Annotated in this window: 29 protein-coding genes; 27 read left to right on the forward strand and 2 right to left on the reverse strand. The window is 62.4% G+C overall.

Annotated elements, in window-relative coordinates:
* Positions 1–117: 117 nt before the first annotated feature.
* The 13 genes from BMI90_RS11000 (at position 118) to BMI90_RS11060 (ending at position 10,905) form a co-directional block, all read left to right on the forward strand.
* Positions 118–831: a hypothetical protein gene (locus BMI90_RS11000; protein ID WP_078574700.1), complete on the forward strand. Its 714-nt coding sequence runs from the start codon at positions 118–120 to the stop codon at positions 829–831.
* A gap of 105 nt (positions 832–936) precedes the next feature.
* Positions 937–1,668, forward strand: a complete 732-nt coding sequence (locus tag BMI90_RS11005; protein WP_078529325.1) for a glycosyltransferase family 2 protein — start codon at positions 937–939, stop codon at positions 1,666–1,668.
* 4 nt (positions 1,669–1,672) lie between these two features.
* Positions 1,673–1,978, forward strand: a complete 306-nt coding sequence (locus BMI90_RS11010; RefSeq protein WP_093470096.1) for a lipid-A-disaccharide synthase N-terminal domain-containing protein — start codon at positions 1,673–1,675, stop codon at positions 1,976–1,978.
* Positions 1,953–3,401, forward strand: coding sequence for a glycosyltransferase family 39 protein (locus BMI90_RS11015; RefSeq protein WP_078529327.1), 1,449 nt, complete (start codon positions 1,953–1,955; stop codon positions 3,399–3,401). The genes BMI90_RS11010 and BMI90_RS11015 overlap by 26 nt, the downstream gene beginning before the upstream one ends.
* Before the next feature lies 1 nt (position 3,402).
* Positions 3,403–4,119, forward strand: coding sequence for a phosphatase PAP2 family protein (locus BMI90_RS11020; RefSeq protein WP_168172758.1), 717 nt, complete (start codon positions 3,403–3,405; stop codon positions 4,117–4,119).
* Between the two features lie 244 nt (positions 4,120–4,363).
* Positions 4,364–4,735 (forward strand): 30S ribosomal protein S12, encoded by a 372-nt coding sequence (rpsL, locus tag BMI90_RS11025; RefSeq protein WP_038074720.1) that lies wholly within the window; start codon positions 4,364–4,366, stop codon positions 4,733–4,735.
* A gap of 12 nt (positions 4,736–4,747) precedes the next feature.
* On the forward strand, positions 4,748–5,218 hold the full coding sequence (rpsG, locus tag BMI90_RS11030; protein WP_075773836.1) for a 30S ribosomal protein S7: 471 nt from the start codon (positions 4,748–4,750) through the stop codon (positions 5,216–5,218).
* Between the two features lie 18 nt (positions 5,219–5,236).
* Positions 5,237–7,360 (forward strand): elongation factor G, encoded by a 2,124-nt coding sequence (gene fusA, locus BMI90_RS11035; protein ID WP_078529331.1) that lies wholly within the window; start codon positions 5,237–5,239, stop codon positions 7,358–7,360.
* Between the two features lie 60 nt (positions 7,361–7,420).
* Positions 7,421–8,596, forward strand: a complete 1,176-nt coding sequence (tuf, locus tag BMI90_RS11040) for an elongation factor Tu (protein WP_078529333.1) — start codon at positions 7,421–7,423, stop codon at positions 8,594–8,596.
* Positions 8,597–8,809: 213 nt separating this feature from the next.
* A complete protein-coding gene (gene rpsJ, locus BMI90_RS11045) occupies positions 8,810–9,118 on the forward strand; it encodes a 30S ribosomal protein S10 (RefSeq protein WP_036639457.1) in 309 nt (102 codons plus the stop codon).
* 10 nt (positions 9,119–9,128) lie between these two features.
* Positions 9,129–9,992, forward strand: a complete 864-nt coding sequence (gene rplC / locus BMI90_RS11050) for a 50S ribosomal protein L3 (RefSeq protein ID WP_078529335.1) — start codon at positions 9,129–9,131, stop codon at positions 9,990–9,992.
* Positions 9,992–10,612 (forward strand): 50S ribosomal protein L4, encoded by a 621-nt coding sequence (gene rplD / locus BMI90_RS11055; RefSeq protein WP_078529337.1) that lies wholly within the window; start codon positions 9,992–9,994, stop codon positions 10,610–10,612. The genes rplC and rplD overlap by 1 nt, the downstream gene beginning before the upstream one ends.
* Complete coding sequence (locus tag BMI90_RS11060; RefSeq protein ID WP_038073544.1) at positions 10,609–10,905, forward strand: 50S ribosomal protein L23; 297 nt, start codon at positions 10,609–10,611, stop codon at positions 10,903–10,905. Before rplD ends, BMI90_RS11060 begins: the two co-directional genes overlap by 4 nt.
* A gap of 85 nt (positions 10,906–10,990) precedes the next feature.
* Here BMI90_RS11060 and BMI90_RS11065 read toward each other — a convergent pair whose 3' ends face one another.
* Positions 10,991–11,296 (reverse strand): SH3 domain-containing protein, encoded by a 306-nt coding sequence (locus BMI90_RS11065; protein ID WP_078529339.1) that lies wholly within the window; start codon positions 11,294–11,296, stop codon positions 10,991–10,993.
* Positions 11,297–11,552: 256 nt separating this feature from the next.
* Here BMI90_RS11065 and rplB point away from each other — a divergent pair, with 256 nt between their 5' ends.
* The 7 genes from rplB to BMI90_RS19070 all read left to right on the forward strand — a co-directional run bounded on the left by rplB (position 11,553) and on the right by BMI90_RS19070 (position 14,647).
* Positions 11,553–12,392, forward strand: a complete 840-nt coding sequence (rplB, locus tag BMI90_RS11070) for a 50S ribosomal protein L2 (RefSeq protein WP_038073548.1) — start codon at positions 11,553–11,555, stop codon at positions 12,390–12,392.
* A 3-nt stretch (positions 12,393–12,395) separates the two neighbouring features.
* A complete protein-coding gene (rpsS, locus tag BMI90_RS11075) occupies positions 12,396–12,674 on the forward strand; it encodes a 30S ribosomal protein S19 (RefSeq protein WP_078529341.1) in 279 nt (92 codons plus the stop codon).
* Positions 12,675–12,679: 5 nt separating this feature from the next.
* Positions 12,680–13,060, forward strand: a complete 381-nt coding sequence (gene rplV / locus BMI90_RS11080; RefSeq protein WP_078529342.1) for a 50S ribosomal protein L22 — start codon at positions 12,680–12,682, stop codon at positions 13,058–13,060.
* Positions 13,060–13,767 (forward strand): 30S ribosomal protein S3, encoded by a 708-nt coding sequence (rpsC, locus tag BMI90_RS11085; protein ID WP_078529344.1) that lies wholly within the window; start codon positions 13,060–13,062, stop codon positions 13,765–13,767. Before rplV ends, rpsC begins: the two co-directional genes overlap by 1 nt.
* 14 nt (positions 13,768–13,781) lie before the next feature.
* Positions 13,782–14,195, forward strand: a complete 414-nt coding sequence (rplP, locus tag BMI90_RS11090) for a 50S ribosomal protein L16 (protein ID WP_078529346.1) — start codon at positions 13,782–13,784, stop codon at positions 14,193–14,195.
* Positions 14,196–14,287: 92 nt separating this feature from the next.
* Positions 14,288–14,515, forward strand: coding sequence for a hypothetical protein (locus tag BMI90_RS11095; protein WP_078529348.1), 228 nt, complete (start codon positions 14,288–14,290; stop codon positions 14,513–14,515).
* Positions 14,516–14,518: 3 nt separating this feature from the next.
* Positions 14,519–14,647 (forward strand): hypothetical protein, encoded by a 129-nt coding sequence (locus BMI90_RS19070; RefSeq protein WP_273069461.1) that lies wholly within the window; start codon positions 14,519–14,521, stop codon positions 14,645–14,647.
* Between the two features lie 77 nt (positions 14,648–14,724).
* Here BMI90_RS19070 and BMI90_RS11100 read toward each other — a convergent pair whose 3' ends face one another.
* Positions 14,725–15,348 carry a 2OG-Fe(II) oxygenase family protein gene (locus tag BMI90_RS11100; RefSeq protein ID WP_078529350.1) on the reverse strand — a complete coding sequence of 208 codons (624 nt, stop codon included), beginning with the start codon at positions 15,346–15,348 and terminating at the stop codon, positions 14,725–14,727.
* Between the two features lie 186 nt (positions 15,349–15,534).
* Here BMI90_RS11100 and rpmC point away from each other — a divergent pair, with 186 nt between their 5' ends.
* From rpmC to rpsH, 7 genes are all read left to right on the forward strand, one after another.
* A complete protein-coding gene (gene rpmC, locus BMI90_RS11105; protein WP_038073562.1) occupies positions 15,535–15,735 on the forward strand; it encodes a 50S ribosomal protein L29 in 201 nt (66 codons plus the stop codon).
* Positions 15,736–15,747: 12 nt separating this feature from the next.
* Positions 15,748–15,981, forward strand: a complete 234-nt coding sequence (gene rpsQ, locus BMI90_RS11110) for a 30S ribosomal protein S17 (protein WP_078529352.1) — start codon at positions 15,748–15,750, stop codon at positions 15,979–15,981.
* 77 nt (positions 15,982–16,058) lie between these two features.
* Positions 16,059–16,427: a 50S ribosomal protein L14 gene (rplN, locus tag BMI90_RS11115; RefSeq protein ID WP_038073566.1), complete on the forward strand. Its 369-nt coding sequence runs from the start codon at positions 16,059–16,061 to the stop codon at positions 16,425–16,427.
* Complete coding sequence (gene rplX / locus BMI90_RS11120; protein ID WP_078529354.1) at positions 16,427–16,732, forward strand: 50S ribosomal protein L24; 306 nt, start codon at positions 16,427–16,429, stop codon at positions 16,730–16,732. Before rplN ends, rplX begins: the two co-directional genes overlap by 1 nt.
* Positions 16,732–17,289 carry a 50S ribosomal protein L5 gene (gene rplE / locus BMI90_RS11125; protein ID WP_078529356.1) on the forward strand — a complete coding sequence of 186 codons (558 nt, stop codon included), beginning with the start codon at positions 16,732–16,734 and terminating at the stop codon, positions 17,287–17,289. Before rplX ends, rplE begins: the two co-directional genes overlap by 1 nt.
* A gap of 19 nt (positions 17,290–17,308) precedes the next feature.
* Positions 17,309–17,614 carry a 30S ribosomal protein S14 gene (gene rpsN / locus BMI90_RS11130; protein WP_078529358.1) on the forward strand — a complete coding sequence of 102 codons (306 nt, stop codon included), beginning with the start codon at positions 17,309–17,311 and terminating at the stop codon, positions 17,612–17,614.
* Positions 17,615–17,624: 10 nt separating this feature from the next.
* The gene (gene rpsH / locus BMI90_RS11135) at positions 17,625–18,023 is read left to right on the forward strand and encodes a 30S ribosomal protein S8 (protein WP_093470092.1); all 399 of its coding nucleotides are present in this window, start codon (positions 17,625–17,627) and stop codon (positions 18,021–18,023) included.
* Positions 18,024–18,032 lie beyond the last annotated feature (9 nt).

The raw sequence follows: 18,032 nt of genomic DNA on the forward strand, positions 1-18,032 counted from the left end.
TTTGATCGAGTGAAAATCACCCCCGCGCGGTCCGTCCGCGCGGGGGTTTTGCTTGTCTTGGCGGGCAAAGCCGCGCACCTTGCCCGCGACGCGATGACGGCAAGAGGGACGATTGCGATGTTGAAGGCGACGATTCTGGCACTCGGTATGACGGCGCTCGGTGCGGGAACGCTCTGGGCCGGTCCGTTTCAGGACAGCGAGGCGCAGTTGCGCGCAGCCTACGGCACCTATCGTTCGGCCTTGTTCCTGTCGAACCAGGGTAAGGGCCCCGAGACCGCAGCCGCGCTGGAGCGTTTCTCCACGGAATGGGCGAAGATCACGCAAAATTGGTCGGCCGACCCGCCGCCGCAATATGCCGACGATCCGGTGCTTGGTGCGACGTTCGAGACGGTGACCGAGCTTGCGGCGAAGGCCAGTGAAGAGGTCGAGGCGAACCAGCTTCCCGAAGCGCATGAGACGCTCGAAGGCGTACGTGAGGCAATCGGCGACCTGCATGTGCGCAACGGTATCGTCGGCTTTTCAGACCGGATGAACGCCTATCACGCCCAGATGGAGCGCGTGTTGACCACGGATTACGTCAATCTGGGCGAGGAAGGCGGGCGCGAGTTGATCGCCGATGCCTCTCTTCTGAGCTATCTCGCCGCTCAGATCGTGAAACATCCTGCCCCGGAGGCCGAAACTGCCGAAGGGTATCAGAAGCTCGTCGATGGATTCGCGGTTTCGGTCGCGTTTTTCTACGACGCCGCGATCTCGGGAGATGTCGCCCGCGCGATGGTCGCACGTACGAAACTCAAGCCGAGCTACGCGATGCTCTTCGCGAAATTCGGCTGATCGCCTGCGGCGCGGATCGGTCCGTGCCGCAAGACTCGTTTACAAGCCGGGGCGGCGCGGCTAAGAGGAACCCGCCTTCGCGCCCAGCCAAGAGTTCGGCCTTTCATGCCTGAAATTTCCATTGTCATCCCCGCCAAGAACGAGGCGCCCAATATCGCGTCGCTGCTCGACGAGATCGACGCCGCTTGCGCGCCGGTCTGCGACTACGAGGTGATCGTGGTCGATGACGGCTCGGATGACGGGATGGGGGCAATCGTGCGCGAGCGGATGAAGAGCCATCCCAACCTGCGTCTGCTGCATCACCCGAACTCCGCAGGCCAGAGTGCGGGCGTGCATTCTGGCGTATTGGCGGCAAAAGGGCAGATCATCTGCACGCTCGATGGTGACGGGCAGAACCCGCCCTCGGAACTGCCTGCGCTGATGGCGCCGCTGCGCGCGGCGGGGTCCGACGCGGTGGGGCTTGTCGCCGGACAGCGGGTCGGGCGGCAGGATACGCTTTCGAAGAAACTCGCCTCGAAATTCGCCAACAAGATCCGCTCCGCGATCCTGAAGGACGGCACGCGCGACACAGGGTGCGGGCTCAAGGCTTTCCGGCGCGAGGCTTTCCTCGCGCTTCCCTATTTCGATCACATGCACCGCTACCTGCCCGCGCTGTTTTCGCGCGATGGCTGGCAGGTTGCCCATGTCGACGTGACGCACCGCTCGCGCGGGGGCGGACGGTCGAATTACAACAACCTGCAACGCGGTCTGGTCGGCATCGTCGACCTGATGGGCGTCGCCTGGCTCCTGAAGCGGCGCAAGAAGGCGCGCGCCAGCGAGATCGCACGCGAGGAGTGAGCCGATGCAATGGCTGATGAACATGCTGCATGTGGACAGCATTACCGAGCTTTGGTGGGTCATCTTCGGTCTGCTCGCGCAGCTGATGTTCACCGGGCGCTTCATCGTGCAATGGATCGCCTCCGAGCGGCAGCGAGATTCCGTCGTGCCGCTGGCGTTTTGGTATTTCTCGCTCGCGGGTGGGCTGATGCTGTTCAGCTACGCGGTCTATCGCAAGGACCCGGTCTTCATTCTCGGCCAGTCGCTGGGCGTGTTCATCTATTCGCGCAATCTCTGGCTGATCTATGCCAAGCGTCGCCGCGAAGCCTGATCTCGGCGCGGATCGGGGCGGCTGGTTCGGCCCGGCCCTGATCGTCGTCGCGGCCGTCACGGTCTTGCGGCTGGGGCTGTTGGCGTTCAACCGCACCGATCTTTTCGTCGACGAGGCGCAATACTGGCTTTGGGGCCAGCATCTCGATTTCGGCTATTACTCCAAGCCGCCTCTGATCGGTTGGTTGATCCGCGCGGTCACCGATCTTGCAGGGTCGGATGCGCCGTTCTGGGTGCGTATGCCCGGCGCGGTGCTGCACGGGATCACGGCGCTGGCGCTCGGTGCGCTCGCGGCACGGATCGCGGGTCGGTCCGTGGCGGTCTGGACGGCGGCGCTCTACGTGACGCTGCCTTTCGTCGCGCTCGGCTCGGTGCTGATCTCGACCGATACGGTGATGGCGCCCTTCTACGCGCTGGCGCTGTTGTTTCTCCATCGCGCAGGGCAGGGGCGGGGTGCTGTCGATGCTCTGGCGGCGGGGATCTGCGCCGGTCTGGCCTTCACGGCCAAATATGCCGCGATCTACCTGATCCCGGGCCTCGCCCTCGCCGCGCTGGTTTCGTCCGCATGGCGGGTCGGCTGGCGAAATGTGGTGATCGCGGCGCTGGCTTTCGGGGCGGTGATCGCGCCGAACGTGATCTGGAACCTCAACAACGGGCTCACTACGGTCTCGCATACGATGGACAATGTGGGCTGGGTGCGCACCGGAGCGGCGCTGAATTTCAGCTCGATGGCGGAGTTCTTCGGTAGCCAGTTCGCGGTCTTCGGTCCGGTGACGATGGCAGCGCTGTTGATCGGTTATGCCAGCTGGCGCGACCCGGCCAAGCGTGGGCTCGCGATGCTTTCGCTGCCACCGCTGGTCGCCGTGACGCTCGAGGCGCTCTTGGATCGGGCCTATGCGAACTGGGCCGTGGCGGCCTATTTCGCAGGGACGGTTCTGGCGGCGATGGTGCTGCGCGGCGCGTGGCGCTGGATCGCGCTGGCGGTGAATGTCGTGATCGCGCTGGCGATCCCGGTTCTGACGGTGCTGGCGCCATGGCCCGAGCGCGATGGCGCGCCGCTTCTCAAGCGCTGGCTGGGGCAGGGAGATTTGAGCCGCTCGATCCTCGCGTTGGCCAAGCAGACGGGCGTGCCGGTCTACGCGGACAACCGGGCAATCCTCGCTGACCTCTACTATACCGGTCGCGATGCCGGAATTGTGGTCTACGCCCCCGCGCCGCGCGGACGTGCCGAGAGCTATTACGAACAGATGTGGCCGCTGCCGGAGCATTACACGGGCGAGCTTCTGGTGGTTTCCGACCATGCGCCCGATTGCGGTGCGGGTCCGGTCGCGCCTGTCGGGGTCCTGGATGCAAGCGGCACCTGGGCTGGCAAAGGCTATCAAGCCTATCGAGTGGAGGCGCGCTGTGTCCGAGCCGAAGATTGACATGATCCGTACCGGCTGGGCATTGCTCGCGGCCTGGGTTCTGGGGTTCGTGCTGTTTCGCGCGATCCCGGGGCTCGACACCGGAGTCGCAGGCCTGTTCTACCGCGCGGGCGAGGGCTTCACGGTCATCACCAACCCGCTCTGGGAATGGTTCCGCCAGCGAATCTGGGATGTCTCGATCGTCCTTTTCCTGATCTCGCTCATTGCCTGGCCGCTCGCAGGGCTGCGTCATCGCAAGGTGTTCGCAATCCCCGCTCGGATCTGGGGCTTTGTGGCGCTCCTGTATTCCCTCGGGCCGATCCTGATCGTGAACGGCATCCTCAAGGCCAATTCGGGACGGGCACGGCCTGCCAATGTCGACCTCTTCGGCGGCGAGCATCATTTTACCCTCGCGGGCACCTTCACTGATCAATGCGCGAAAAACTGCTCTTTCGTGTCAGGCGAGGTCTCAGCGGCGGTGGCGCTGGCGATCCTGATCTGGCTTGGCGCGGAGTTGTGGCGCAAGTCCTTGCCGCACTGGGGGGTGGTCTACCTCCGCGCCATCGGGGTTTTTGTGGCGCTCTTCATCGTGCTTCAGCGGATCGGGACGGGCCGGCACTTCCTGTCGGACACCTATTTCGCGGGGCTCGTGTCGCTTTCGGTGGCGTGGCTTCTCTGGGGGCTGCTCTTTGCGGGCTGGGTGCCCGCGATCCGCGCAGGGCTCCGGCGCAAGAGTTGACAACCTAACCGACTCCCCCTATACGCCGCGCTACCTGACGGGCGCAGTATGTCCTGAGGGTAGCCGATTTCTAGTGGTCAAGATCCGGGTTTTCGCCCCGATCCTCTGGAATTCAACGCATTCACCGCGGTCCTCGGGCCGGGGAGGAATGCGATTTGGCGTTTTCGCGAATCCGCGCGGGAACGTGTCGAGAAGTGGCGCCTCCGGAAACGGGGCGAGTATTGACAGCAGAACGGGGAACCGAATGCCGACGATCCAACAGCTGATCCGCAAACCGCGGCAGCCCAAGGTGAAGCGCTCTAAGTCGCAGCACCTCCAAGAATGCCCGCAGAAGCGTGGCGTTTGCACGCGCGTCTACACCACGACGCCGAAGAAACCGAACTCCGCTATGCGTAAGGTCGCCAAGGTGCGCCTGACGAATGGCTTCGAGGTCATCTCCTACATCCCGGGCGAGAAGCACAACCTGCAAGAGCACTCGGTTGTTCTCATCCGCGGCGGTCGTGTGAAAGACCTTCCGGGTGTCCGTTACCACATCCTGCGCGGTGTGCTGGATACCCAAGGTGTCAAAGACCGTCGTCAACGCCGTTCGAAATACGGCGCGAAGCGTCCGAAGTAAGGAGATCTCCAGATGTCTCGTCGTCACGCCGCTGAGAAGCGCGAAGTTCTGCCCGACGCCAAGTATGGCGATCGCGTGCTGACCAAATTCATGAACAACCTGATGATCGACGGCAAGAAGTCCGCCGCCGAGAAAATCGTCTACAACGCGCTCAACCGCGTTGAGGGCAAGCTCAAGCGTGAGCCCATCGAGGTGTTCCACGAAGCCCTCGACAACGTGAAGCCTTCGGTCGAAGTGCGTTCGCGCCGCGTCGGTGGTGCCACCTACCAGGTTCCGGTCGAGGTTCGCCCGACCCGTCGCGAAGCGCTGGCCATCCGTTGGCTGATCGCGGCCGCCAAGTCCCGCAACGAGAACACCATGGAAGAGCGCCTCGCCGGCGAGCTTCTGGATGCGGTGAACTCGCGTGGTTCCGCGGTCAAGAAGCGCGAAGACACCCACAAGATGGCCGACGCGAACAAAGCGTTCAGCCACTACCGCTGGTAATAACGGAAGGACGCCATTATGGCACGCGATTATCCCCTCGAGCGTTACCGCAACTTCGGGATCATGGCCCACATCGATGCGGGCAAGACCACCACGACGGAGCGGATCCTCTACTACACCGGCAAGTCCCACAAGATCGGCGAAGTCCACGACGGCGCCGCGACCATGGACTGGATGGAGCAGGAGCAGGAACGCGGGATCACCATCACCTCGGCTGCGACCACGACCTTCTGGCAGTGGCAGGAAGATCCGACGGCTGAAGGCACCGACGACACCAAGTTCCGCTACAACATCATCGACACCCCCGGCCACGTTGACTTCACCATCGAAGTCGAGCGTTCGCTGGCGGTTCTCGACGGTGCTGTTGCGCTGCTCGACGGTAACGCCGGTGTGGAGCCGCAGACCGAAACGGTGTGGCGTCAGGCCGACCGTTACAAGGTTCCGCGTCTCGTCTTCGTCAACAAGATGGACAAGATCGGCGCTGACTTCTTCAACTGCGTGAAGATGGTCAAGGATCGCACCGGTGCGATCCCGGTTCCGGTCAACTTCCCGATCGGCGCCGAGGACCAGCTCGAGGGGATCGTCGACCTGATCACCATGGAAGAGTGGGTCTGGAAAGGCGAAGACCTGGGCGCTGCCTGGGTGCGTCAGCCGATCCGTGACGATCTGAAGGCGACCGCCGACGAATGGCGTGCGCACATGATCGAGCACGCCGTCGAAATGGACGACGACGCGATGATGGCCTACCTCGAAGGGGAAGAGCCGGATGTCCCGACGCTGCGCAAGCTGATCCGCAAGGGCTGCCTGTCGATGTCCTTCGTGCCGGTTCTCGGCGGCTCGGCCTTCAAGAACAAGGGCGTCCAGCCGCTGCTCAACGCCGTGGTCGACTTCCTGCCCTCGCCGCTCGACGTGCCGCCCTACATGGGCTTCTCGCCGGACGACGAGAGCGAAGAGCGCAACATCGCGCGTCATGCTTCGGACGAAGAGCCCTTCTCGGGCCTCGCGTTCAAGATCATGAACGACCCCTTCGTCGGCTCGCTGACCTTCACCCGTATCTACTCGGGCGTGATCAACAAGGGTGACTCGATCCTCAACTCGACCAAGGGCAAGAAAGAGCGCCTCGGCCGTATGATGATGATGCACTCGAACAACCGCGAAGAGATCGAATCGGCTTACGCCGGCGACATCATCGCGCTGGCCGGTCTGAAGGAAACCACCACGGGCGACACGCTCTGCGCCGTCAACGCGCCGGTCGTGCTCGAAACCATGACCTTCCCCGATCCGGTCATCGAGATCGCCGTTGAGCCGAAGTCGAAAGCCGACCAGGAAAAGATGGGCCTCGCCCTTCAGCGCCTGGCTGCCGAAGACCCGTCCTTCCGCGTCGAGACCGACCTCGAGTCGGGCCAGACCATCATGAAGGGCATGGGCGAACTTCACCTCGACATCCTCGTCGACCGCATGAAGCGCGAGTTCAAGGTCGAGGCGAACATCGGTGCGCCGCAGGTGGCCTACCGCGAGACCATCTCGCAGCCGGCCGAAATCGACTACACGCACAAGAAACAGACCGGTGGTACCGGCCAGTTCGCGCGCGTGAAACTCGAGATCACCCCGACCGAGCCGGGCGAAGGCTACTCCTTCGAGTCGCGCATCGTCGGTGGTGCGGTTCCGAAGGAATACATCCCGGGTGTCGAAAAGGGCATCAAGTCGGTCATGGACTCCGGTCCGCTCGCCGGCTTCCCGGTTATCGACTTCAAGGTCGCGCTGATTGACGGTGCATTCCACGACGTCGACTCCTCGGTTCTGGCGTTCGAAATCGCGACCCGTGCGGCGATGCGTGAAGGTCTGCGCAAGGCCGGCGCGAAGCTGCTCGAGCCGATGATGAAGGTCGAAGTGGTGACCCCGGAAGAATATACCGGCGGCATCATCGGCGACCTGACCTCGCGTCGCGGCCAGGTGCAGGGCCAGGACACCCGCGGCAACGCGGTGGTCGTGAACGCCTTCGTGCCGCTCGCGAACATGTTCGGCTACATCAACAACCTGCGTTCGATGTCCTCGGGCCGTGCGGTCTTCACCATGATCTTCGATCACTACGAAGCCGTGCCGCAGAACATCTCGGACGAGATCCAGAAGAAATACGCGTAAGGGATGCGCGCCGGGGCGACCCGGCGCCTCTCCAACGTCACGAAATGACAGGAGGCCATCATGGCAAAGGAAAAGTTTGAACGTAACAAGCCGCACGTCAACATCGGCACGATTGGCCACGTTGACCACGGCAAGACCACTCTGACGGCTGCGATCACCAAGTACTTTGGTGACTTCAAGGCGTATGACCAGATCGACGGCGCACCGGAAGAGAAAGCGCGCGGGATCACGATCTCGACGGCGCACGTTGAGTACGAGACGGAGAACCGTCACTACGCGCACGTCGACTGCCCCGGCCACGCCGACTACGTGAAGAACATGATCACGGGTGCGGCGCAGATGGACGGCGCGATCCTGGTGGTGAACGCGGCCGACGGCCCGATGCCGCAGACGCGCGAGCACATCCTGCTCGGCCGTCAGGTGGGCATCCCGGCGATGGTCGTTTACATGAACAAGGTTGATCAGGTCGACGACGAGGAGCTTCTCGAGCTCGTCGAGATGGAAATCCGCGAACTGCTGTCGTCCTACGACTACCCCGGCGACGATATTCCGATCGTGAAGGGCTCGGCCCTGGCCGCTCTCGAAGGCCGCGACCCGGAGATCGGCGAGAACTCGATCCGTGCGCTGATGGAAGCGGTCGACGCCTACATCCCGACGCCGGAGCGTGCGGTTGACCAGCCGTTCCTGATGCCGATCGAAGACGTGTTCTCGATCTCGGGCCGTGGTACGGTTGTGACCGGCCGCGTCGAGCGTGGCGTGATCAACGTCGGCGACGAACTGGAAATCGTGGGTATCCGCGACACCAAGAAGACGACCTGCACGGGCGTCGAGATGTTCCGCAAGCTGCTCGACCGTGGTGAAGCTGGCGACAACATCGGCGCGCTGCTGCGCGGCATCGACCGTGATGGCGTTGAGCGTGGTCAGGTTCTGTGCAAGCCGGGTTCGGTGACGCCGCACACGAAGTTCGAAGCGGAAGCCTACATCCTCACGAAAGAGGAAGGTGGCCGTCACACGCCGTTCTTCGCGAACTACCGTCCGCAGTTCTACTTCCGCACGACGGACGTGACCGGGACCGTGACGCTGCCGGAAGGCACCGAGATGGTTATGCCGGGCGACAACCTGAAGTTCACCGTCGAGCTGATCGCCCCGATCGCGATGGAAGACGGCCTGCGCTTCGCCATCCGTGAAGGCGGCCGCACCGTCGGCGCCGGCGTCGTCTCGAAAATCCTCGAGTGATCTGACGCTCTCGGGGCCGATTTTCCGGCTCTGAAAAACGACAATGGACAAGAATTTGGATGGTGCGCCGAAAGGCGCGCCATTCGCTCTTGACAGACTCAGGGAACCCCCATAGAGGACGCGCCTGATCTGCCAAGATTACAGGTTCGACGCAGGCGCCACATTCGGTGCCGTCTGCCTCTCAACCTTCACGCCATGCGAGAGGCATGACATATGACCGGCCAAAATATCCGCATCCGGCTCAAGGCGTTCGATTACCGCGTGCTGGACGCCAGCACCCAGGAAATCGTCAACACCGCGAAACGCACCGGTGCCCAGGTTCGCGGGCCCATCCCGCTTCCGAACAAGATCGAGAAATTCACGGTTCTGCGTGGTCCGCACATCGACAAGAAGTCGCGCGACCAGTGGGAAATCCGTACGCACAAGCGTCTTCTCGACATCGTCGACCCGACCCCCCAGACCGTGGACGCGCTGATGAAGCTCGACCTCGCTGCGGGCGTTGACGTCGAGATCAAGGTTTAAGGAGAGCAACATGCTGCGGACTGGTGTTATCGCCAAGAAGCTGGGCATGACCCGGCTCTTCCTCGAGGACGGCAAGCAGGTTCCTGTGACCGTTCTCCAACTCGACAAACTTCAGGTGGTGGCTCAGCGCACCGCCGACAAGGACGGCTACACGGCCGTTCAGCTCGGCGCCGGCGAAGCCAAGGCCAAGCGCACCACGGCTGCGATGCGCGGTCACTTCGCGAAAGCGAACGTGGCGCCCAAGCGCAAGGTCGCCGAATTCCGCGTCGCCGAGGAAAACCTCATCGACGTGGGCGAGGAGATCACCGCCAACCATTACTTCGAAGGTCAGTTCGTGGATATCGCGGGCACCTCGATCGGTAAGGGTTTCGCGGGTGCGATGAAGCGTCACAACTTCGGTGGTCTGCGCGCCTCGCACGGCGTGTCGATCTCGCACCGCTCGCACGGTTCGACCGGTCAGTGTCAGGATCCGGGCCGCGTGTTCAAGGGCAAGAAGATGGCCGGTCACCTCGGTGCCGTCCGCGTCACGACCCAGAACCTGCAAGTGGTCAAGACCGACGCCGATCGTGGCCTGATCATGGTCAAGGGTTCGGTCCCGGGCGCCAAGGGTGGCTGGGTCACGGTGAAAGACGCCGTGAAGAAGCCGCTCTCGGAGAACGTGATCTACCCGGCCGCGCTGAAATCGGCTGCCGAAGCCGCTGCGAAAGCCGCTGAAGAAGCTGCCGCCGCCGCTGCTGCCGAGGCCGAGGCCGAAGCCAAGCGTCTCGCCGAAGAGCAAGCTGCTCAGGAAGCCGCCGCGCTGAAGGAAGCCGAAGCCTCGATCGAGGCCGACAAGGCTGACGACGCGGGTGACGCGCCCGAAGGAGACAAGTGATGAAACTCGACGTGATCAAACTCGACGCCGGCAAGGCCGGTTCGATCGACCTCTCCGACGAGATCTTCGGGCTCGAGCCGCGTGCGGACATCCTGCACCGCGTCGTGCGCTGGCAGCGTGCGAAAGCGCAAGCTGGCACCCACTCGGTCTTGACCAAGTCGGAAGTCAGCTACTCGACCAAGAAGATCTACCGCCAGAAGGGCACCGGTGGCGCACGCCACGGCTCCCGCAAGGCTCCGATCTTCCGCAAGGGTGGTGTCTACAAGGGCCCGACCCCGCGCAGCCACGCTCATGACCTGCCCAAGAAGTTCCGGGCTCTGGGTCTGAAGCACGCGCTGTCGTCGAAAGCGGCCAGCGGCAAGCTGGTGGTGCTGGACGATGCCGTGATGGCCGAAGCCAAGACCAAGCTGCTTGCGAAAGCCGCGAAGGAGCTGGGCTGGAAGAAGGTCCTGGTGATCGACGGTGCCGAGGTGAACGAGAACTTCGCCAAAGCCGCGCGCAACATCGAAGGCATCGACGTGCTGCCCTCGATGGGCGCCAATGTCTATGACATCCTCAAGCGTGACACGCTCGTGCTCACGAAGGCGGGTGTCGAAGCTCTGGAGGCTCGTCTGAAATGAGCGCGAAACCCGAACATTACGACGTGATCGTCAAGCCGATCATCACCGAGAAAGCCACCATGGCCTCGGAGAACGGCGCCGTGGTCTTCGAAGTGGCGAAAACCGCCTCGAAGCCGCAGATCAAGGAAGCCGTGGAGACGCTCTTCGGCGTCAAGGTGAAGGCGGTCAACACCACCATCACCAAAGGCAAGACCAAGCGCTTCCGGGGCATTCCGGGCAAGCGTTCGGACGTGAAAAAAGCCTACGTGACGCTGGAAGAAGGCAACACGATCGACGTGTCGACCGGCCTCTGATCCGTTCCGGATCGTGAAATTGGAAAGGCCCTCGCGTTCGCGGGGGCCTTTTCGTTTGATGGTTGGCGCAGGTAGGGCCGGGCCCTCACTTCTCCCGAAGGTAGCTCTCGGAGATGTAGCCCTTGAGCCCCGGCGCGCGGTCGAGCCGGATATTGCACCAGCGGGTATTGCCGATCCGTTCGCAGCTCTGGACACGGACCACCGTGCCGTTGGGAAGCCCCACGATCACCTTGTAGCCGGTGCCGGGGCCCTCGCGCATTTTCAGCATGTCCTCGCCCTTCACCCCGGCGACCAGATAGGTGCCGCGCCAGGCATCGGCGAGGGCAGGGGTGGTGAGAAGGGTGGCCGTCGCGAGGGCGGTGGCCAGCGGACTGAAGATCGCTCGACGCATGGGGGCTCCTGTTGTTGTTGTCTGCCTAGCAGCCACTGTGGCGTCTTCATGCCGCGAATTCCAGTTGCGGCGGCGCATCATGCGCGAATTCAGGCCCAAGCCTATAGACTCACCCCCGCATCCCTGCTACATCGCGCCAGTCTCGAGGCCTCGGATTCGTTCCGGGGCCCGTGATTTTTGAATTCGGGGACCTTCGGGGCCCTATACACACAGACAGGCGAGGCAACTCGCCGCAAGCTAACGGAAGACAGAAAGCATGGCACTCAAGTCGTATAAACCGACGACGCCGGGCCAGCGTGGGCTGGTTCTGATCGACCGTTCGGAGCTTTGGAAAGGCCGTCCGGTCAAAGCCCTCACTGAGGGTCTGACCAAGACGGGTGGCCGGAACAATACCGGGCGGATCACGATGTGGCACAAGGGTGGTGGCGCCAAGCGTCTCTACCGCATCGTCGACTTCAAGCGTCGCAAGTTCGATGTTCCGGCGACCGTCGAGCGGATCGAATACGATCCGAACCGCACCGCCTTCATCGCGCTGATCAAGTATCAAGATGGCGAGCTCGCCTACATCCTCGCTCCGCAGCGTCTCGCTGTCGGCGACACCGTGATCGCGGGCGCCAAGCAGGACGTGAAGCCGGGCAACGCGATGCCCTTCTCGGGCATGCCGATCGGTACCATCGTCCACAACGTCGAGCTGAAGCCCGGCAAGGGCGGCCAGATCGCACGCGCCGCGGGCACCTACGCCCAGTTCGTCGGCCGTGACGGCGGCTACGCACAGCTGCGTCTGAGCTCGGGCGAACTGCGCCTCGTGCGTCAGGAATGCATGGCCACCATCGGTGCCGTGTCGAACGCTGACCACTCGAACCAGAACCTCGGTAAAGCCGGCCGCAAGCGCCACATGGGCGTGCGTCCGACCGTTCGCGGTGTCGCGATGAACCCGATCGACCACCCGCATGGTGGTGGTGAAGGCCGCACCTCGGGTGGCCGTCACCCGGTGACGCCGTGGGGCAAGCCCACCAAGGGCAAGCGCACCCGCTCGAACAAGAAGACGGACCAGTACATCCTGCGTTCGCGTCACGCGAAGAAGAAGGGTCGCTAAGATATGTCTCGTTCTGTTTGGAAAGGCCCTTTCGTTGACGCCTATCTGCTGAAGAAAGCGGAAAAGGCGCGCGAGTCGGGCAAAGGCGAAGTGATCAAGATCTGGTCGCGTCGTTCCACCATCCTGCCGCAATTCGTGGGCCTCACCTTCGGGGTCTACAACGGCCAGAAGCACATCCCGGTGAACGTTACCGAGGAAATGATCGGTCAGAAATTCGGTGAATACTCGCCGACCCGTACGTATTACGGGCATGCGGCCGACAAGAAAGCCAAGAGGAAGTAATCGTCATGGGTAAGGAAAAGAATCCGCGCCGCGTGGCGGACAACGAAGCAATGGCGAAAACCCGCATGCTTCGCACCTCGCCGCAGAAACTGAACCTCGTCGCTGCGATGATCCGTGGCAAGAAGGTCGACAAGGCTCTGGCCGATCTCACCTTCTCGAAGAAGCGTATCGCTGTCGACGTGAAGAAATGCCTCCAGTCGGCGATCGCCAACGCTGAGAACAACCACGGCCTGGACGTGGATGAGCTCGTCGTGGCCGAAGCCTGGGTTGGCAAGAACCTGGTGATGAAGCGTGGCCGTCCGCGGGCACGTGGCCGCTTCGGCAAGATCATGAAGCCGTTTTCGGAACTCACCATCAAGGTGCGCCAGATCGAGGAGCAAGCGTAATGGGTCAGAAGGTCAATCCGATTGGCATGCGCCTCCAGGTCAACCGCACCTGGGACAGCCGCTGGTACGCCGACAGCAAGGACTACGGCAACCTCCTGCTCGAGGATCTCAAGATCCGCGAGTTCATCCACGAGGAAGCCAAGCAGGCCGGCGTCAGCCGCGTCATCATCGAGCGTCCGCACAAGAAGTGCCGCGTGACCATTCACGCTGCGCGTCCGGGCGTCATCATCGGCAAGAAAGGCGCTGACATCGAAGCGCTGCGCAAGAAGCTGGCGAACTTCACCGACAGCGAGCTGCACCTGAACATCGTCGAAGTCCGCAAGCCGGAACTCGACGCGCAGCTCGTCGCCGAGTCGATCGCTCAGCAGCTCGAGCGCCGTGTCTCGTTCCGCCGCGCCATGAAGCGCGCCGTGCAGAACGCGATGCGCATGGGTGCTCTTGGTATCCGCGTCAACGTCGCCGGCCGTCTGGGCGGTGCCGAGATCGCGCGCACCGAGTGGTATCGCGAAGGCCGCGTGCCGCTGCACACCCTGCGTGCCGACATCGATTACGCACTCTCCGAAGCCATGACCCCCTACGGGATCATCGGCATCAAGGTGTGGATCTTCAAAGGCGAGATCATGGAACATGATCCGCAAGCTCGCGACCGCAAGCACGCCGAAGCCCAAGAGGGCCCGGCTCCGCGCGGCCCGCGTCGCGATCGCTGAGGGAGTAGATAGTCATGCTGCAACCGAAACGGACGAAGTTCCGCAAGATGCACAAAGGCCGGATCCACGGCGAAGCCAAAGGTGGCTTTGACCTGAACTTCGGTCACTTCGGCCTCAAGGCAGTGGCGCCCGAGCGCGTCACCGCCCGTCAGATCGAAGCCGCGCGTCGTGCGATCACCCGCCACATGAAGCGTCAGGGCCGTGTCTGGATCCGGATCTTCCCGGATACCCCGATCACCGCGAAACCCACCGAAGTCCGTATGGGTAAAGGTAAGGGTTCGGTCGACCGTTGGGCCGCCAAGGTCAAGCCCGGCCGCGTGATGTTCGAAATCGACGGCGTCAACGAAGTCGTCGCGCGTGAGGCCCTGCGCCTCGGCGCCGCGAAGCTCCCCGTTGCCTGCCGCATCGTCGAGCGTCAGGACTGGTAATCCCGGTCTGACCGCGAGAGAAACGAAAGCCCCGCCCATCCGGCGGGGCTTTTGCTATACTGGACCGGCGATTTCGAGGCACGGGAGGTTTAATGGATCATTGGACGAGCGACGATCTGGCGATCTACAACGAACGCCAGAAGGTCATGGCCACCTCGGTGAACGCGATCGGGCTGGCGCTGGTGGGGTTTGCGATCCTCAAGCCGGTGGTCGAACAAAACCGCCATGACCCGGTGCAACTCATGGTCTGGGGGATCATCGGACTCGCATTGCACGGCATTTCGCACTATATATTGGGTAACCTGAAGAAGGAGGTCTGAGACATGGCGATCTACGGATATATCGTGCCGTTCATTGCGCTCGCGCTCGGCCTTGGCGCGATGGCATGGTCGAACCACTTGTCGCGCAAGTTCGACGAGGCACATGAAATGCAGGCCCACCGCAAGCGCTGAGGGCTGCGACCGACCAATGAAAAGCCCCGCCGGATCGGCGGGGCTTTTGGTTTGAAGAGGTCTCCAATCGGATCGCCTCACTCCACCCATTTGTAATTGAAGCTCACCGAGATCCGGTCGTATTCCGACATGTTCATCGGCACTTCGTGGCGCAGCCAGCTTTCCCAGAGAAGCACCTCGCCGGGCTCGGGGGCGACGTAGATGAAGGGCTGCAATTCTCGCCGTGCGGTTTTCACCCGCGTCGGTGCGGCCATCATCATCGCCAGCCGCGGATCTTCGAGTTTCAGTGCCGAGGCGCCGTCGGGCATCGCGACATAGGTCGTGCCAGAGATCACCGAATGGGGGTGGATATGCGAGCCATGCGTGCCGCCCTCGGGCAGGATGTTGATCCACAGATCCTCCAGCACCAGCTTGCCGCCGCCAAGCTCGAATTGCAGATCCTCGGCAAAGGCCGCGACGTGCTTGTCTAGCGATTTCACGATGTCGTCGAAGATCGGGAAGCGCCAGGGCAGGTCGGTGAGCGAGGCGTAGGACGTATAGCCCGGATAACCGTTCTCCTCGCACCATTCCTGGCCCGCCTCATCATCCTCGGCGATCGCGTAGCACGAGGCCTCCAGCTCGTCGGTGTCGACCTTGGGGCCGAGTTCCGCGAGTTTCGCGCGGTAGAGGCGGGTTGCGAAGAGGCTTTCGATTTGCGACATGGCTGGGCGCTCCGAGAGGGGGGAAGTTGCCTTCTCCTACCCGATCGGAGGGCAAAGGCCAAACAATCCTTGCCATATCCGATTCTCTCTGATATTGGCCCCGAGTTCCTGAATTCAGGACCGACATAACCCATCAGATACAGGGTCACCCGCGAGGGGCCCTCTGATGCCAAGAAAGGACCCGGGATGAACGCCCAAGAACTCAAGGCGAAGACGCCTGATGAGCTGCGTGATCAGCTCGTCGCGCTGAAAAAAGAAGCCTTCAACCTCCGCTTTCAGCAAGCCACCGGCCAGCTCGAGAACACCGCGCGCATGCGCACCGTTCGTCGTGACGTTGCGCGGATCAAGACCGTGCTGAACGCCAAAGCCGCTGAAGCCGCGAAGTAAGGAGAGCTTCCTATGCCCAAACGCATCCTGCAAGGCACCGTGACGTCGGACAAGAACGACCAGACCATCACCGTTTCGGTCGAGCGCCGCTTCACGCATCCGGTTCTCAAGAAGACGATCCGGAAATCGAAGAAATACCGCGCCCATGACGCGGAAAACCAGTTCAAGACCGGTGACATTGTTCGCATCGAAGAATGCGCGCCGATCTCGAAGACCAAGCGCTGGCGGGTCGTGGTTTCGGCGTAAGCCGGGGCCATATCGCCAGTATTCGAAACCCTGGGGCCCTCACTGCATAGGCGTCCCCAAAGGTCGGGAGTAACCCCATGATCCAGATGCAGACCAATCTGGATGTCGCTGACAACTCCGGCGCTCGCCGAGTTCAGTGCATCAAGGTCCTCGGCGGCTCGCACCGCCGTTACGCATCCGTGGGCGACATCATTGTGGTGTCGGTCAAGGAAGCGATCCCGCGCGGCCGCGTGAAGAAAGGTGACGTCCGCAAGGCCGTCGTCGTGCGCACCGCCAAGGAAGTTCGTCGTGAAGATGGCACCGCCATCCGTTTCGACCGCAACGCCGCCGTCATCCTGAACAACGCGGGCGAGCCGGTCGGCACCCGTATCTTCGGGCCGGTCGTGCGCGAGCTGCGCGCCAAGAACTTCATGAAGATCATCTCGCTTGCTCCGGAGGTGCTGTGATGGCTGCTAAACTCCGTAAAGGCGACAAGGTCGTCGTGCTCGCCGGCAAGGACAAGGGCAAGCAAGGTGAGATCACCTCGGTTGACCCGAAAGCCGGCAAGGCTGTCGTGGATGGCGTGAACGTCGCGATCCGTCACCAGCGTCAGACCCAGGCCACCCAGGGTGGCCGTCAGCCGAAGGCGATGCCGATCGACCTGTCGAACCTGGCTCTGATGGATGCCAACGGCAAAGCCACCCGCGTCGGCTTCCGTGAGGAAGACGGCAAGAAGGTGCGTTTCGCCAAGACCACCGGGGAGGCGATCTGATGCTCGATCAAGCGACCTACACTCCGCGTCTGAAAGCGCTCTACAAGGACCAGATCCGTGCGGCGCTGAAAGAAGAGTTCGGCTACAAGAACGACATGCAGATCCCGCGCCTTGAGAAGATCGTTCTCAACATGGGCGTTGGTGAAGCCGTCAAGGACACCAAGAAGGTCAAGCAGGCTGCCGAGGAGCTCTCGCTCATCGCCGGTCAGAAGGCTGTGATGACCAAGGCGAAGAAGTCGATCGCAGGCTTCCGCGTCCGTGAAGAAATGCCGCTGGGCTGCAAAGTCACCCTGCGCGGCGACCGGATGTACGAATTCCTCGACCGTCTGATTAACGTCGCCATGCCGCGCGTCCGTGACTTCCGCGGCGTGAAACCGTCCTTCGACGGCCGCGGCAACTTCGCCATGGGCCTCAAGGAACACATCGTGTTCCCGGAAATCGACTTCGACAAGGTCGACGAGGTTCTCGGCATGGACATCATCATGGTGACCACGTCTGACGTGGATGCCGAAGCGAAGGCGCTGTTGAAAGCTTTCAACATGCCTTTCAACGCCTGATCGCGGAGGAACTCAATCAATGGCTAAGAAATCCATGGTTGCGCGCGAAGTTAAGCGCCAGCGTCTTGTGAACAAGTACGCTGCGAAACGGGCCGCGCTCAAGGAAATCATCGCGGATCAGGACCGCCCGATGGAAGACCGCTTCAAGGCGTCTCTGAAACTCGCGGAACTGCCCCGCAACTCGTCGGCGACCCGGCTGCACAATCGTTGCCAGCTCACCGGTCGTCCCCATGCTTACTACCGTAAGCTCAAACTCTCGCGGATCATGCTGCGCGACCTGGCCTCCTATGGCCAGATCCCCGGCATGGTGAAGTCGAGCTGGTAAGGAGGGCGACATGTCTGTGAACGATCCTCTCGGCGATATGCTGACCCGCATCCGCAACGCTCAAATGCGTGGCAAATCCACCGTCCGTACGCCGGCTTCGAAGCTGCGCGCCTGGGTGCTCGACGTGCTCAAGGACGAGGGCTACATCCGTGGCTACGAGAAAACCGCTGACTCGAAAGGTCATCCGGAGCTCGAAATCAGCCTCAAGTACTACGAAGGCACCCCGGTCATCCGCGAACTCAAGCGCGTTTCGACCCCCGGCCGTCGTGTGTACATGGCTGCCAAGGACGTGCCGTCGGTCCGTCAGGGCCTGGGCGTTTCCATCGTCTCGACCTCGAAGGGCGTGATGTCGGATGCAAGCGCGCGCACTGCCAATGTTGGCGGTGAAGTGCTCTGCACCGTGTTCTAAGGAGGGCTC

Source organism: Thioclava sp. L04-15 (assembly GCF_002020275.1).
In the GTDB taxonomy this organism is placed as follows: Bacteria; Pseudomonadota; Alphaproteobacteria; order Rhodobacterales; family Rhodobacteraceae; genus Thioclava; species Thioclava marina.

What these genes read in the sequence shown, in the direction of transcription:
- rplP (WP_078529346.1), top strand. Translation starts at nt 13,782, where the DNA reads ATGCTGCAACCGAAACGGACGAAGTTCCGCAAGATGCACAAAGGCCGG.
- BMI90_RS11060 (WP_038073544.1), top strand. Translation starts at nt 10,609, where the DNA reads ATGAGCGCGAAACCCGAACATTACGACGTGATCGTCAAGCCGATCATC.
- rplV (WP_078529342.1), top strand. Translation starts at nt 12,680, where the DNA reads ATGGGTAAGGAAAAGAATCCGCGCCGCGTGGCGGACAACGAAGCAATG.
- rplC (WP_078529335.1), top strand. Translation starts at nt 9,129, where the DNA reads ATGCTGCGGACTGGTGTTATCGCCAAGAAGCTGGGCATGACCCGGCTC.
- rplE (WP_078529356.1), top strand. Translation starts at nt 16,732, where the DNA reads ATGCTCGATCAAGCGACCTACACTCCGCGTCTGAAAGCGCTCTACAAG.
- BMI90_RS11100 (WP_078529350.1), bottom strand. Translation starts at nt 15,348, where the DNA reads ATGTCGCAAATCGAAAGCCTCTTCGCAACCCGCCTCTACCGCGCGAAA.
- BMI90_RS11005 (WP_078529325.1), top strand. Translation starts at nt 937, where the DNA reads ATGCCTGAAATTTCCATTGTCATCCCCGCCAAGAACGAGGCGCCCAAT.
- BMI90_RS11010 (WP_093470096.1), top strand. Translation starts at nt 1,673, where the DNA reads ATGCAATGGCTGATGAACATGCTGCATGTGGACAGCATTACCGAGCTT.
- fusA (WP_078529331.1), top strand. Translation starts at nt 5,237, where the DNA reads ATGGCACGCGATTATCCCCTCGAGCGTTACCGCAACTTCGGGATCATG.
- rpsN (WP_078529358.1), top strand. Translation starts at nt 17,309, where the DNA reads ATGGCTAAGAAATCCATGGTTGCGCGCGAAGTTAAGCGCCAGCGTCTT.
- tuf (WP_078529333.1), top strand. Translation starts at nt 7,421, where the DNA reads ATGGCAAAGGAAAAGTTTGAACGTAACAAGCCGCACGTCAACATCGGC.
- BMI90_RS11015 (WP_078529327.1), top strand. Translation starts at nt 1,953, where the DNA reads ATGCCAAGCGTCGCCGCGAAGCCTGATCTCGGCGCGGATCGGGGCGGC.
- BMI90_RS11065 (WP_078529339.1), bottom strand. Translation starts at nt 11,296, where the DNA reads ATGCGTCGAGCGATCTTCAGTCCGCTGGCCACCGCCCTCGCGACGGCC.
- rpsQ (WP_078529352.1), top strand. Translation starts at nt 15,748, where the DNA reads ATGCCCAAACGCATCCTGCAAGGCACCGTGACGTCGGACAAGAACGAC.
- BMI90_RS11000 (WP_078574700.1), top strand. Translation starts at nt 118, where the DNA reads ATGTTGAAGGCGACGATTCTGGCACTCGGTATGACGGCGCTCGGTGCG.
- rpsG (WP_075773836.1), top strand. Translation starts at nt 4,748, where the DNA reads ATGTCTCGTCGTCACGCCGCTGAGAAGCGCGAAGTTCTGCCCGACGCC.
- rplB (WP_038073548.1), top strand. Translation starts at nt 11,553, where the DNA reads ATGGCACTCAAGTCGTATAAACCGACGACGCCGGGCCAGCGTGGGCTG.
- BMI90_RS11095 (WP_078529348.1), top strand. Translation starts at nt 14,288, where the DNA reads ATGGATCATTGGACGAGCGACGATCTGGCGATCTACAACGAACGCCAG.
- rpsS (WP_078529341.1), top strand. Translation starts at nt 12,396, where the DNA reads ATGTCTCGTTCTGTTTGGAAAGGCCCTTTCGTTGACGCCTATCTGCTG.
- BMI90_RS19070 (WP_273069461.1), top strand. Translation starts at nt 14,519, where the DNA reads ATGGCGATCTACGGATATATCGTGCCGTTCATTGCGCTCGCGCTCGGC.
- rpsC (WP_078529344.1), top strand. Translation starts at nt 13,060, where the DNA reads ATGGGTCAGAAGGTCAATCCGATTGGCATGCGCCTCCAGGTCAACCGC.
- rpmC (WP_038073562.1), top strand. Translation starts at nt 15,535, where the DNA reads ATGAACGCCCAAGAACTCAAGGCGAAGACGCCTGATGAGCTGCGTGAT.
- rplD (WP_078529337.1), top strand. Translation starts at nt 9,992, where the DNA reads ATGAAACTCGACGTGATCAAACTCGACGCCGGCAAGGCCGGTTCGATC.
- rpsH (WP_093470092.1), top strand. Translation starts at nt 17,625, where the DNA reads ATGTCTGTGAACGATCCTCTCGGCGATATGCTGACCCGCATCCGCAAC.
- rpsJ (WP_036639457.1), top strand. Translation starts at nt 8,810, where the DNA reads ATGACCGGCCAAAATATCCGCATCCGGCTCAAGGCGTTCGATTACCGC.
- rplX (WP_078529354.1), top strand. Translation starts at nt 16,427, where the DNA reads ATGGCTGCTAAACTCCGTAAAGGCGACAAGGTCGTCGTGCTCGCCGGC.
- rpsL (WP_038074720.1), top strand. Translation starts at nt 4,364, where the DNA reads ATGCCGACGATCCAACAGCTGATCCGCAAACCGCGGCAGCCCAAGGTG.
- BMI90_RS11020 (WP_168172758.1), top strand. Translation starts at nt 3,403, where the DNA reads ATGATCCGTACCGGCTGGGCATTGCTCGCGGCCTGGGTTCTGGGGTTC.
- rplN (WP_038073566.1), top strand. Translation starts at nt 16,059, where the DNA reads ATGATCCAGATGCAGACCAATCTGGATGTCGCTGACAACTCCGGCGCT.